Consider the following 12,274-nt stretch of genomic DNA (forward strand, 5'->3'; position numbering starts at 1 on the left):
CCCGGTGACCAAATGAACACAGCCCCCCCGTCACGTGATTTAATCGATCTGGATATCCTTACGACAATTGTGGAATGCATGCCGGCGGCCGCTGTTTTGATCGAGGACGAACGGGTGTTCTGTAATCGCGGGACAGAAGTCCTCACCGGCTATCGGCGAGACGAGCTCCCATCCCTTGAGGTGTGGTTCCGCACCCTGTTCGGCTCAGAGCACGAAAGGGCCCGGGTCCTGTTCGACGCTGACCGGGCAGCCGGATTCCCGGCAGTGCGGCGGGAAATCATAACCAGGAAGGACGGGAGCCGACGACTGGTCGAGGTCGCCGGCTCGGCCTGCGGCCAGGTGATCTGTTATCTGCACGACATCACCGACCTCATGGACGTCCGGCTGCAGTTACAGGAGTACGCGGAGCGCTACCGGATCATGAAGAGCACGTCCATGGACGGCTTCTGGGTCGTGGACCTTCACGGCAGTATCGTGGAAGTCAACGACGCATGCTGCCGCATCCTGGGGTACAGCCGGGAAGAATTGCTGGCCATGTCCATCCACGACATCGATGCCACCGAGAGCGTGGAGGAAACGCAGGAGCATATCCGGAACATCATCGAACAAGGCTCCGAGCGCTTCGAAGTCCGCCACCGCCGCAAAGACGGCGCGGTCATCGACGTTGAGGTCAGCACGACGTTTCAACCCGCTTCGCGCTGTTTCCACGCCTTTATCCGGGACATCAGCGAACGCAGGCAGACCGAAGAGGCTCTCCGGAAAAGCGAGGAGCGATTCCGACTTGCCATGGAGGCAACCTCCGACGGCATCTGGGACTGGAACATCGCGTCGGATAGCGGCTACTTCAGCCCATCCTACTACCGGATCCTCGGGTATGAGCCTGAGGACTTCCCCCCCTCCGCCCAAGCGTGGATCGAGCTCCTGCACCCGGAAGACCGGGAACGGGCCATCAGGATCAACATGGATTGTTTCGAGGGGAGAACCCAGTACTTCCAGGCCGAATTCCGCATGAAGGCCAAGGACGGCAGTTGGCGCTGGATTCTCGGCCGGGGATCGGCCGTGAACAGGGACGGCCGGGGAAAAGCCCTGCGCCTCATCGGCACCCACCAGGACATCACCGACCGCAAGCAGACAGAGGAAACCATCGGCAAGCTCAACCGGGAACTCGACAGACGCGTCATGGAGCGGACCGCCCAGTTGGAAGAGGCCATCCGGGAGCAGGAGGCCTTCAGCTATTCGGTTTCCCATGACCTGCGGGCGCCCCTGCGGCATATCAACAGCTACAGCACCCTGGTTATCGAGGACTACGACGATCAGATTCCGGTGGAGGCCCGTTACTACCTCGAGCGCATCTGCACGGCCAGCGGCAAGATGGGACAACTGATCGACGACCTGCTGGAGCTTTCGAGGGTCGGTCGGGTCGATTTGCGCAAAGACACCGTCAACCTGAGCAAAAAGGCGGCGGCGGTCGCATCGATGCTCCAGGAGGCCGAGCCCTACCGCGCCGTTGACTGGGTCATTGCGGGCGATCTCACGGCACAGGCCGACCGCACCCTGATCCGGCAGGTCCTGCTCAACCTGATGGGCAACGCCCTGAAGTACACCGCCAGAACTCCCCGGGCACGAATCGAGGTCGGCAGCACCGCCGCCGATGGGGAGACGATCTTCTTTGTCAGGGACAACGGCGCCGGCTTCGACATGGCCTACGGGAACAAGCTGTTCCGCCCCTTCCAGCGGTTGCACGGCGGCGAGTTCCCCGGCACCGGCATCGGCCTGGCAACGGTCCAGCGGATCATCAAGCGGCATGGCGGCCGGGTCTGGGCCGAGGGCGAAGTCAACGGCGGGGCGACCTTCTACTTCACCCTGCCCGAGGACTGAGGGTCCTCCCCACTGCCTAATTGATCAACAATCTTATCGAAAACGTCGTCATCACCACATTCGGCGATCTGTTCCTTCCGGAGAGGCAACATATCGTGCCGCCTGGTGAACGAGCAACTGACGGATCGACCGGAGTGGCTTCAATAGCAGCATAGGAACCAGCACCCCACAGCGCCTTGGCGCGCAATCGTAAGCGTTGCAGCCCGGCCAGGAAATCGTAGCGATATTCCACGTCACATGCCCTTTGGCTGTCGATACGCTGGCAGCTCCGCTTCAATGATCGAGTGCAAGACTCCCGGCTTCTTTTCTATTCTCAAAGACATGGCGCCAAACCTTTTCTTCACACACGCCACCACTATGCTGCAACCCGATAACAACGACAATTGCCACCATTACACTACATCGTCAAACCGCAAGACAAAATAGTTACGCAACGCCATTGCGGCACTCAGCCTATACTTCCCACAACCTCACAACCGCTGGGGCGCTGACGGCACTCCCACTTTTCAAGAAAAGGGGCGCCCATCGGGTGCCCCCTCACCAGCATCCGTTCCCGCCGTTACGCTTCGGCCAGCAGAATCGCCTCGGCAATCCGGCGCATGCTCTTGCGCTTGTCCATGGCCAGCTTCTGCATCTTGCGGAACGCTTCGGGCTCCGTGAGCCCCTGCTTCTGCATCAGGATCCCCTTGGCTTTTTCAACGATCTTCCGGTTTTCAAGGGCTTCCTTCAGATCCTCGATCTGCTCCTTGAGGAGTTCCACCGCTTCGGCATGGGCACAGGCCAGCTCGATGGCCGGCCAGAGATCCTGCTCCCGGAACGGCTTGGCCAGGAAGCCGCCGATGCCGCATTCCCTGGCCCGCGCGACCGTGTCTGCGTCATAGCAGGCCGTCAGCAGGATAATGGGCACCGTCAGGCTCTGCCGGATCTGGCGGGCCGCCGCGATGCCGTCTTTCTTCGGCATCGACACGTCGAGAATAATGACGTCGGGAAGTTTCGCCAATGCCATCCGAACGGCCTGCTCGCCATCCCCGCACTCCAGGATCTCATCGAAGCCAAGCTCAGTGAGCTTATTTTTTAAGCTCATCCTGATAATCGGCTCATCGTCGCACATAAGGATACTTCGCACTAAAATCACCACCTTATCTCGTTTTATCCATCCACATGCGCCCCTGCTCTCCATCTATCCAGCATAAAGTGTTCCAATTGCATTATCGCACCGCCCTGTCATTACGTCTTTACATCACCGTTCATCGTGCCAGAATAGGGAAGAGCTTCTGAAGATTCCGGAGGGTTGTGCATGAAGAGGACTCTACTCATTGCCGCGGCGGTTCTCCTGGCGGCGGCCGTGATTGCCGCCCTGCTCCTGCGCCGCAACGGCACTGTGGATGACATCGTCAGGGTTTCGGGCAACATCGAGGTCACCGATGTGGAACTGGGCTTCAAGATACCGGGCACGGTGCGCGAACGCCTGGTGGATGAAGGCGTGATGGTCGGGACGGGCCAGGTGGTGGCGCGGCTGGACGACGATGAACTGCGCCTTGAAGTGGCCCGGGAGGAACGGCAGGCAGAGGCGCTGGCGGCCCAGTTGCGCGAACTGGAAACCGGCTTCCGGCGGGAGGAAATCGCCCAGGCTGACGCAGCCGTCAAGCGGGCCCAGGCCGATGCCGACCGACTGGAGGCCGACTTTGCCCGTCAGGAGGCGCTCTTCGGGCGCGAGGTGATCTCCCGGCGCGATTTCGATGCGGCAAAGGCTGCCCGCGACGCGTCCCAGGCACAGTTGCACGAGGTCCGGGCCCGGCAGGAGCTCATGCACCGGGGACCCCGCCGCGAACAGATCGATGCCGCCCGCGCCCGCCTCAACCAGGCGCGCGAGTCCCTTGACCTGGCACGCACCCGCCTCTCCCACGCCACCCTGGCCGCCCCCCTGAGCGGGCTGGTTCTCTCGAAGCACGTGGAGCCGGGGGAACAGGTGGCGGCAGGCACCCCCATCGTCACGATCGGCGACCTGGCGAACACCTGGCTGCGGGCCTACATCCCGGAGACCGACCTGGGTCGGATCAAGGTGGGGCAGAAGGCGCGGATCAGAAACGATACCTGGCCCGATCGGCGCTACGAGGGGACCATCACCTTCATCTCGCCCGAGGCCGAGTTCACCCCCAAGAACGTTCAAACCGACAAGGAACGGGTCAAGCTCGTCTACCGCATCAAGATCGCCATCCCGAACCCGAACCGGGAGCTCAAGCCGGGGATGCCGGCCGATGCGGAGATCATCACCGGGAGCCCATGACCGGAAAGCGCCGGATACCTGCCCCATGCATGCCATCGACACCGAAAACCTGACCAAACGCTTTGGCGAGCTCACCGCCGTGGATGGCCTCACCCTCACCATCGCCCCGGGCGAACTCTTCGGGCTCGTGGGCTCCGACGGGGCCGGGAAAACCACCACCATGCGGATGCTCTGCGGCATCATGGACCCAACCGAAGGCCGGGCCCGGGTGCTTGGCCGGGACACGGTGCGCGAGGCCGAGGCGATCAAAGCCGAAATCGGCTACATGAGCCAGCGGTTCGGCCTCTACCCCGACCTCACGGTGCTGGAGAACATCCACTTCTATGCCGACATCTACGGCATCCCCCGCCGGGGACGCGACGAAACAATCGACCGGCTGCTCGCCTTCAGCAACCTGACCCCATTCCGGCGCCGCCAGGCGGGCAACCTCTCCGGCGGAATGAAGCAGAAGTTGGGGCTCGCCTGCGCCCTGATCCACACCCCCCGGATCCTCTTCCTTGACGAGCCCACCAACGGCGTCGATCCGGTTTCCCGCCGGGATTTCTGGCGCATCCTCTACCAGCTCCTGCGGGAAGGGGTGACCATTTTCGTGACCACGGCCTACCTGGACGAGGCGGAGCGCTGCAACCGGGTCGGCCTGATCCACAAGGGGCGGCTTTTGGCCTGTGACGCCCCTGACCGGCTCAAGGGCCTGATGCGGGGAACGATCCTCGAAGTGCGCACCGATGCCGCCCGGCAGGCAGCGCGCATCCTTCGCAGCGGACTCGACGGGACCACGTCCGTGGGGCTCTTCGGCGACCGGCTCCACGTGGTGACCGAGGCGCCGGATCGGACCCGTTCCGCCGTCGAGGCGCTCATGGCCCGGGAAGGGCTTCCCCTCAGGGGCCTGCGCCCCATCGAACCAAGCCTGGAGGACGTCTTCGTTTCGGTCCTCTCTGCCCGGGACGGTGCGCCATGACCGCGCCCGAATTCGCCGTCACCCTGCGGGACCTGGAGCGCCGCTTCGGCGACTTTATCGCCGTGAACCGGATATCGCTCGATGTGCGGCGGGGAGAAATCTTCGGTTTCCTGGGCCCCAACGGGGCCGGCAAGTCGACCACCATCCGGATGCTCTGCGGCATCCTGCCGCCGAGCTCGGGCAGTGGCACCGTGGCCGGGTTCGACATCGTCCATCAGGCCGAGGAGATCAAAAAAAACATCGGTTACATGAGCCAGAAGTTTTCCCTTTACGAGGACCTGACCGTGGAGGAGAACATCGACTTTTACGCCGGCATCTACAGAATTCCGGACGAGCGGCGGCAGGAGCGGAAGGAGTGGGTGATCGGCATGGCAGGGCTCGCCGAGCACCGCCGCAGCCGCACCGCCATTCTCTCCGGCGGCTGGAAGCAGCGCCTGTCGCTGGGTTGCGCCATCCTCCACGAGCCCCCCATCGTCTTTCTCGACGAACCCACCTCCGGCGTCGACCCCATCAGCCGCCGCGCGTTCTGGGACCTGATCTACCGCCTGGCCGGCGCGGGGGTCACGGTCTTCGTCACTACCCACTACATGGATGAGGCCGAGTACTGCGACCGCCTCGCCCTCATCTACCGGGGAGAGCTCATCGCCCTCGGCACGCCGGAAGAGTTGAAGACCGAGCGGATGGTTGAGGAAATCGTGGAGGTAGCCTGCGACCGCCCCCAGGAACTGATGGAAGAGATCGAGGCGATTCCCGGGGTAAAGCACGCCGCCCTCTTCGGCCGGGGGCTCCATGTGGTAACGGAAGACGCCGTGGCAACGGCCCCGGCCATCGCAGGGGTTCTCGCGGCCCGGGGAATCACCGCTGACCGCATCGAAAAGATCATTCCTTCGCTGGAAGATGTTTTCGTATCCCTCATTGAAGCACGCGATCGGGAACAAGGCGCCCTGCGGGAGTTCAGCCGATGAAGCTGCAGCGGATTACAGCGGTTGCCCGGAAGGAGTTCATTCACGTCTTCCGGGACATCCGGAGCCTCATCATGGGAATCGCCATCCCGATGATGCTGCTCTTTCTCTTCGGCTACGCCCTGACCCTCGACGTGGACAACGTGCCCCTCGTGGTCTGGGATCAGAGCGCCACGCCCGCCAGCCGCGACCTGGTGAGCCGGTTCAGCGGTTCGCGCTATTTCTCGCTCAAGGGATACGCCGGTGACTACCGGGAGATCGAACGGGCCATCGACCGACGCGACGCCCTCATGGCGCTCGTCATCCCCCGCGGCTTTGCCGGGGATCTCCAGGCGGGCCGCCAGGTCCGGGTCCAGGCCATCGTCGACGGAAGCGACTCCAACACCGCCACCACCGCCCTGGGCTATGCCGAATTCATCGTCGGCACGTACAGCCGGCCCCTCATCATCGCCCAGATCCGGCGCTCGGCCGATCAGCCGCCCCGCCCGCCGCTGGCCCCGGAACCGCGGGTCTGGTTCAATGCCGACCTGGTGTCCCGCAACGCCATCGTTCCCGGCCTCATCGCCGTCATCATGATGGTCATCGCCGCGCTCCTCACCTCCCTCACCGTGGCGCGGGAGTGGGAAACCGGCACCATGGAGCAACTCATCTCCACCCCCCTCACCGGGGCGGAGCTCATCATCGGCAAACTGGTCCCCTACTTCTGCATCGGCCTCTTCGACCTCGTGGTGGCGCTCCTGGCGGGGCGCTTCATCTTCCAGGTACCCATGCGGGGAGACCGGCCGCTGCTTCTGGCAACGTCCATCCTCTTCCTCCTGGTGGCCCTGGCCCTTGGCGTCTTCATCAGCATCGTCGGCAAAAGTCAGTTCGCGGCCAGCCAATTCGCCATGGTGGCAACGCTGCTCCCCGCCTTTCTCCTGTCGGGCTTCGTCTTTCCCATCGCCAACATGCCCATCCCCCTTCAGGCAATCACCCACGCCATCCCGGCCCGCTATTTCGTCACCATCCTGCGGGGAATCTACCTGAAGGGGATCGGGATCAGGGTGCTGGCCGGCGACATCCTCTTCCTGGCCGTGTTCGGGACGCTCATTTTCGCCCTGGCCGTACGGAAGTTCCGCAAAAAAATGAGCTAGCCATGTTCGATCGCTTGAAAACCATGCTCATAAAAGAGGCAATACAGATCCTGCGGGACCCGAAGATGCGGTTCATCATCCTCGTTATCCCGGCGATCCAGATCACCCTCTTCGGCTACGCGGTCAACACCGATGTCAAGCACATCGCCACGGCGGTTTACGATCTGGACAACAGTGCCCTGAGCCGCGACCTCGTTGCCCGCCTGGAACGCTCCGGCTACTTCGACATCGTGCAGCGGGTGCAACGGGGAGATGAACTGCGCGATCTGCTGGACCGGGGAAAAGTTCGGGCCGCGGTGCTGATAAATCGGGGATTCCAAGAAAACATCCGCGCCGGACGGACCGCAACGCTCCCGATTATTGTCGACGGCACTGACCCGAGCACCGCCAGGATCGTCGTGAGCTATTCGGTAACCATTGCCGAACGGTTCAGCGATCAGATCCTGACCGACTATTCCCTGCGAAGGGGTGGCAGGACCATGGGAGCCAAGGGCATCGAACTGGAAAGCCGGGCCTGGTTCAACGCCAACCTGGAGAGCCGCAACTACTACGTGCCGGGGGTCATCGCCTCCATGGTCCTGATCACCACAATGGTGCTCTCCAGCATGGCCGTGGTGCGCGAAAAGGAGATCGGCACCATGGAGCAGATCATCGTCACGCCGATCCAGCGGTGGGAATTCATTGTGGGCAAGCTGGTTCCGTTCGCCATCGTGGGCTACATCAACGTCACCATCGTGACCTGCATTGCGCTCTTCTGGTTCAAAATTCCTCTCAGGGGCAGCATTCTGCTGCTCATCGGCTCAACCGCCCTGTTCCTGATGAGCACCCTCGGATTCGGGCTGCTCATATCAACCATCAGCCGGACACAGCAGCAGGCCATGATGAGTTCGTTCATGTTCACGTTCCCGGCCATGCTCCTGTCGGGCTTTGCGTTTCCCATCGAAAACATGCCCGCGAGCATCCAGTATGCCACCTACCTGAACCCGCTCCGCTACTACCTGATCATCGTCCGGGGCATCTTCCTCAAGGGGATCGGGCTCGGCATCCTGTGGCCGCAGCTTGCGGCGCTGGCGCTGCTGGGCTCGGTCGTGCTCCTTTTTGCGGTTGGCCGATTTAGAAAATCGGTGGGGTAACTCTTCCTCTGCCAAACGAAAAAACGCCCCGGAGTGCTCCGGGGCGTTCTGCTGAATACGAAGACAATGCCCGTTGTCAGGACTTTTTCGACTTCCCGCCCTTGGTCTTGGCCCGCTTTTTCACCTCTTCCGCGAGTTCCTCGACCTCCTCGAATCCTTCCGCGTAGAACTTCTCTTCATCGGGAGCCAGGTGATAGAGCAGCTTCAGAAACTCGCCGGCATGGACCCGCTCCTCATCGGCGATATCCCTGAGAACGGCAATGGCGAGTTCGTCGTCCGTGGACTCGGCCAGTTGCATGTAGAGCTGGATCGCCTCGTACTCGGCTGCGATCATGAAGCGGATTGCCCGCACGAGCTCCGCGCGGGTCAGTTTGCGGCCATTGGCCAGTCCGGCAAAAGGATTTCCGAAGTCAGGCATGTGTACCCCCCTTTCCATGGTTTCATCGCGTTTCCGCGGAACACGACCGGATGTCGCCTGGCGGCGGGCTGACCGCTGCCATCACTCAGGAGGCGCACCGCCTCCCGGCCGCCAGTCATCCGGCCGCCGCGCCGGCCCCCCGGCAGGTTTCATACTTGACGGCTCCGCCACCAACGCGGCTTGCGGAATCGGCGAGCTTCACACCGCGCCTCATCATCTCGTCCGTGGACTCCGGCGCAGTTTCATACGTTACCGCACCGACGCCGAACCGCAACTGCCACCGCCGGCCACGCTGCACCGCCGCAAGGAGGCCCAGCATCTTCTGGACCACAGCCTTTGACGGATCATGGGCTGTCTCGGGCAGCAGCGCCGCCAGGGTAAACTCGTCGATCCGGGCAAACAGGTCGGTTTCCCGAAGCTGCGGCCTGATGGCTTCAGCGGCCGCAGGCATGATATCCCGCAAAGAACCCGGTCCGACCGTCTGTTCGCCATCGGGCGGGCCGAACCTGAGGACAATGAGAGTGAAGGGGCGGCCGTACCGTTTCGTCCTACCGAGCTCGTTCCGGGCAAGCTCTTCGAAGCAGGTGCGCGTGGCAAGGCCGGTCAGCGGATCGGTCCGCGCCGTTGCCGCCATGAACCGGCGGGATCTTTTTATTGCGTCGACCAGAAAGACGATCGAGAACAGCAGTCCGAACTCCCACAGAAGCGTCCACAGCGTGGGGCCGAGATTCGTCTCTTCGCCCGAGAACACGCCGTTGGCCAGCCCCCAGACGATTCCGCCGGTGCAGGCGGCCGCAACGCCGGCCCTTCGCGTACCGAACCAGGTCACGAGGGCTGCGGGGATGGCATAGAACGGCTCAAACCCCAGCCCGTCTGCCAAATGATCGATCAGGCCGAAAAGGATAAGGAGCACGTAGCCAAGCGCCATCAGCACTTGACGCGACTGCCGCTCTACGAACTCCGTCAACTCCGTCATAGGATCACCCGTCTCCGCGGCCGCACACCCCGGAGTTCCCTTGGGTATCACTGGTTATTCCAACTGTCCCGGCTGGATATTCTTACCAGAAATCAGGACGTTCATCAATAACTTGCTTGTGCGTGCCGTTATTCACTCGGGACCAATTCCGCACATGTGACGGGACTAACAATCACGCGGCGTCCGTAGGCATCCGTATCGAACTTTCTCCGGCAACCGTCGCGGCTCATGGAGCGAATCATGCCGAAGACGGGTCTCTCTGCCCAGGGACGATCATGGACACCGCCGATGCTCCAGGCAATGCCGGCGTATCCGTTGGGATCCCTGCCGTCGAGTTCATAGCGGTCGTTGAGTTGAATGGCAATCCTGAAGGCATCTTCGGGCGAAGAGGCCCACTCGAGCAGTTTCTTTGCCCAGTACATTCTCAGGTAGCCGTGCATCCTGCCCCAGCGTACCATTTCGAGTTGCGCTGCATTCCAGAGAGAATCGTGGGTCTTTCCCTGCTCCAGCACGTCAAGGTCATAGCACTGGGGGCGAGGATCGTGCCGATGTCGGTTGAGGGTCCGTTGTGCCCACTCGGGAAAACCGTCGAAGCGGTCGTAGGCATCGTTGAAATAGCAAAAATTGTCGGCAAGCTCCCGACGCACGATCAATTCTTCAAGAAAGGCATCACGCGATTCTGTCGGCGCGGCGGCAGCAAACGTTGCCTGCGCGACCCTCTGGGCGGAAAGCTGGCCGAAATGGAGCCAGGGGGACAATCCCGACTGCCCCATTACTGCCGGGTTATTGCGCCGGGTGGCATAGCCCGCCAGCCCGTTTTCAAGAAATCCGGCCAGGGCAGTCTGCGCCGCCCCTTCTCCCGGCGCAAGCCATCTAACCTCAGGCACCGATTCGTCAAGAACCATCCCGTCCACGGCCTCCCGCCACTGGGCGTCCGAAGGGAGCGCTCCCTGCCACGGGAACGGGTGACGTTGCAGAGGCGGAAACGGCTCCATGAAATCGGGAAGCAGTCGGCGTATTTTGGGGCGGATGGTGTAGGCCCCCCATTCCTGACGCTGCGATGCGATCCAGCAGGGGACTATATTATGGGCATCCACCTCGTCGAACGGGATCGCTATCTCCCCGGCCACCTGCCGTTTCCACTCGCGCTTGACACGGAGCGGATCGAAGTCGGTAACCAGATGCGACACCCTGTGCCGCCTCGTGAAGCCCGCGACCTCAACCCCGGGGTCGCCGGTCACGAGAAAAAAGGGAATAGCAAGCCGGTTCAGCGCAGCCCGTGTCTGCTCCAACCCTGTGAGCATGAACCGATACTGGCGTGCGGTTGCGCCGAGAAAGCCGGGAACGAGACAGAAAAGTACCCCAAGTGGCGCATTGCGGGCCAGCGCAAGCTCCTGAGCATGGATCAACGCCCAGTTGTCGGCAGCGCGCTGATCCCTGCTCATCCAATATATCACCGGGCCGGCCGTGGCCTCACCCCCCTGAAGCAGGGAACGAATCCGTCCGCAGTTCATGGCCCCCCCTTGGCTCTTCAAATTCAGGAACATTATTGTATCGCTCCCTTGGGATGATGCAAACGCCGTTCCGTGGAACATATCATTCCACGGCTCAAGTCCTGGCGCCTGGCGCCGATGAGATATCAGGGCGGACATGCAAGGACACGCCCGGCGACTATCGGTGGAGTTCATCTCTCGGTGGCCGGACGCGGGAGAGGAGGGCACACGTGGAGATCAGCAGCGTAACATCCGGCATTTCCGTTGCGCGAACAGCAGAATCATCCGTACTTGTGGCGGATACGGTACTGGAGTCTCAAAAACTGGAGGGGCGTGCCGCCGTCACGCTCATCAGGGGAGCGGGAGCCGTGGCCGGCAGTGCAGGTGAACGTATTGACGTGTATGTGTAGGGTGTTGCACTGGTTCAGATAAAAAAAGAGGCACGGTAAACCGTGCCTCTCTGATGCATGCTCAACTGCCGTGCTGGTTTAGTCGGCCTTGGCTTCGCACTCCTCTGCCGGGTCCTTGACTTCGGAGATTTCGACTTCCGGCTCTTGGGGCTGCGCAGCGGCGATTTCGCTCGTTTCCTCAACTGCAGGCTTGGCGGGAACAGCTTGAGCCGGCGCGGCAGGCTTGCTCTTCTTCACCTTCTTTTCGAACTGTTCTTCAACGAGTTCGATTACGGAAAGAGGTGCGCAGTCACCGGGTCTGATCCCCAGCTTGATGATACGGGTATAACCTCCCTCGCGCTCCGTGTAACGGGGTGCGATTGTGGAGAAAAGCTTGGTGACAACCTTCTTGTCACGAATATATGAGGCTGCCTGACGCACCGCGTGGAGATCGCCCCTTTTGCCGAGAGTGATCATCTTCTCGGCTATGGAGCGCAGCTCCTTCGCCTTGGCATCAGTCGTAGTGATCCGCTCATGGGCAAAGAGCGAGGTCACCATGTTCCTGAACATGGCGATACGGTGACTCGTCGTTCTTCCCAGCCTTCTTCCCGCCTTATTGTGACGCATGACCTATGTTCCTTTCTTCC

Annotated in this window: 12 protein-coding genes; 7 read left to right on the forward strand and 5 right to left on the reverse strand. The window is 61.9% G+C overall.

Annotation, left to right across the window (positions count from 1 at the left end):
- The first annotated feature begins 12 nt into the window (after window positions 1-12).
- Window positions 13-1,878: a PAS domain-containing sensor histidine kinase gene (locus AC6CDK_RS10775; RefSeq protein WP_066357899.1), complete on the forward strand. Its 1,866-nt coding sequence runs from the start codon at window positions 13-15 to the stop codon at window positions 1,876-1,878.
- A 559-nt stretch (window positions 1,879-2,437) separates the two neighbouring features.
- Here the strand turns inward: AC6CDK_RS10775 and AC6CDK_RS10780 are convergent.
- Window positions 2,438-3,004 (reverse strand): ANTAR domain-containing response regulator, encoded by a 567-nt coding sequence (locus AC6CDK_RS10780; RefSeq protein ID WP_192905531.1) that lies wholly within the window; start codon window positions 3,002-3,004, stop codon window positions 2,438-2,440.
- A gap of 171 nt (window positions 3,005-3,175) precedes the next feature.
- Here AC6CDK_RS10780 and AC6CDK_RS10785 point away from each other — a divergent pair, with 171 nt between their 5' ends.
- Genes AC6CDK_RS10785 through AC6CDK_RS10805 form a run of 5 tightly spaced genes read left to right on the forward strand, consistent with a single transcriptional unit; the run spans window position 3,176 to window position 8,351 of the window.
- Window positions 3,176-4,165 (forward strand): beta-barrel domain-containing protein, encoded by a 990-nt coding sequence (locus AC6CDK_RS10785; RefSeq protein ID WP_192905532.1) that lies wholly within the window; start codon window positions 3,176-3,178, stop codon window positions 4,163-4,165.
- Window positions 4,166-4,190: 25 nt separating this feature from the next.
- Complete coding sequence (locus tag AC6CDK_RS10790; protein WP_192905538.1) at window positions 4,191-5,123, forward strand: ABC transporter ATP-binding protein; 933 nt, start codon at window positions 4,191-4,193, stop codon at window positions 5,121-5,123.
- The gene (locus tag AC6CDK_RS10795) at window positions 5,120-6,088 is read left to right on the forward strand and encodes an ABC transporter ATP-binding protein (RefSeq protein WP_192905533.1); all 969 of its coding nucleotides are present in this window, start codon (window positions 5,120-5,122) and stop codon (window positions 6,086-6,088) included. Before AC6CDK_RS10790 ends, AC6CDK_RS10795 begins: the two co-directional genes overlap by 4 nt.
- On the forward strand, window positions 6,085-7,218 hold the full coding sequence (locus AC6CDK_RS10800) for an ABC transporter permease (RefSeq protein ID WP_039646447.1): 1,134 nt from the start codon (window positions 6,085-6,087) through the stop codon (window positions 7,216-7,218). Before AC6CDK_RS10795 ends, AC6CDK_RS10800 begins: the two co-directional genes overlap by 4 nt.
- A gap of 2 nt (window positions 7,219-7,220) precedes the next feature.
- Entirely contained in the window at window positions 7,221-8,351 is a 1,131-nt protein-coding gene (locus tag AC6CDK_RS10805) for an ABC transporter permease (RefSeq protein WP_192905534.1), read from the forward strand.
- A 76-nt stretch (window positions 8,352-8,427) separates the two neighbouring features.
- Here AC6CDK_RS10805 and encB read toward each other — a convergent pair whose 3' ends face one another.
- The 3 genes from encB to AC6CDK_RS10820 all read right to left on the reverse strand — a co-directional run bounded on the left by encB (window position 8,428) and on the right by AC6CDK_RS10820 (window position 11,292).
- Window positions 8,428-8,769: an encapsulin nanocompartment ferritin-likeEncB family encapsulin nanocompartment ferritin-like cargo protein cargo protein gene (encB, locus tag AC6CDK_RS10810; protein WP_039646451.1), complete on the reverse strand. Its 342-nt coding sequence runs from the start codon at window positions 8,767-8,769 to the stop codon at window positions 8,428-8,430.
- 115 nt (window positions 8,770-8,884) lie between these two features.
- The gene (locus tag AC6CDK_RS10815; protein ID WP_066357916.1) at window positions 8,885-9,745 is read right to left on the reverse strand and encodes a GGDEF domain-containing protein; all 861 of its coding nucleotides are present in this window, start codon (window positions 9,743-9,745) and stop codon (window positions 8,885-8,887) included.
- Window positions 9,746-9,873: 128 nt separating this feature from the next.
- Window positions 9,874-11,292, reverse strand: coding sequence for a deoxyribodipyrimidine photo-lyase (locus AC6CDK_RS10820; RefSeq protein ID WP_318842690.1), 1,419 nt, complete (start codon window positions 11,290-11,292; stop codon window positions 9,874-9,876).
- Between the two features lie 176 nt (window positions 11,293-11,468).
- Between AC6CDK_RS10820 and AC6CDK_RS10825 the strand changes: the two genes are divergently transcribed.
- A complete protein-coding gene (locus tag AC6CDK_RS10825; protein ID WP_226048367.1) occupies window positions 11,469-11,648 on the forward strand; it encodes a hypothetical protein in 180 nt (59 codons plus the stop codon).
- A 78-nt stretch (window positions 11,649-11,726) separates the two neighbouring features.
- On the opposite strand, the gene rplQ is transcribed toward AC6CDK_RS10825, so the two are convergent.
- The gene (gene rplQ, locus AC6CDK_RS10830; RefSeq protein WP_192905536.1) at window positions 11,727-12,254 is read right to left on the reverse strand and encodes a 50S ribosomal protein L17; all 528 of its coding nucleotides are present in this window, start codon (window positions 12,252-12,254) and stop codon (window positions 11,727-11,729) included.
- Window positions 12,255-12,274: the final 20 nt, after the last annotated feature.

It is taken from the genome of Geobacter sp. PheSNFMC (assembly GCF_059620965.1).

Excerpts from the sequence above, each read along its gene's own strand:
- AC6CDK_RS10790 (WP_192905538.1), top strand. The coding sequence starts at position 4,191 with ATGCATGCCATCGACACCGAAAACCTGACCAAACGCTTTGGCGAGCTC.
- AC6CDK_RS10815 (WP_066357916.1), bottom strand. The coding sequence starts at position 9,745 with ATGACGGAGTTGACGGAGTTCGTAGAGCGGCAGTCGCGTCAAGTGCTG.
- AC6CDK_RS10775 (WP_066357899.1), top strand. The coding sequence starts at position 13 with ATGAACACAGCCCCCCCGTCACGTGATTTAATCGATCTGGATATCCTT.
- rplQ (WP_192905536.1), bottom strand. The coding sequence starts at position 12,254 with ATGCGTCACAATAAGGCGGGAAGAAGGCTGGGAAGAACGACGAGTCAC.
- AC6CDK_RS10785 (WP_192905532.1), top strand. The coding sequence starts at position 3,176 with ATGAAGAGGACTCTACTCATTGCCGCGGCGGTTCTCCTGGCGGCGGCC.
- AC6CDK_RS10800 (WP_039646447.1), top strand. The coding sequence starts at position 6,085 with ATGAAGCTGCAGCGGATTACAGCGGTTGCCCGGAAGGAGTTCATTCAC.
- encB (WP_039646451.1), bottom strand. The coding sequence starts at position 8,769 with ATGCCTGACTTCGGAAATCCTTTTGCCGGACTGGCCAATGGCCGCAAA.
- AC6CDK_RS10805 (WP_192905534.1), top strand. The coding sequence starts at position 7,221 with ATGTTCGATCGCTTGAAAACCATGCTCATAAAAGAGGCAATACAGATC.
- AC6CDK_RS10820 (WP_318842690.1), bottom strand. The coding sequence starts at position 11,292 with ATGTTCCTGAATTTGAAGAGCCAAGGGGGGGCCATGAACTGCGGACGG.
- AC6CDK_RS10795 (WP_192905533.1), top strand. The coding sequence starts at position 5,120 with ATGACCGCGCCCGAATTCGCCGTCACCCTGCGGGACCTGGAGCGCCGC.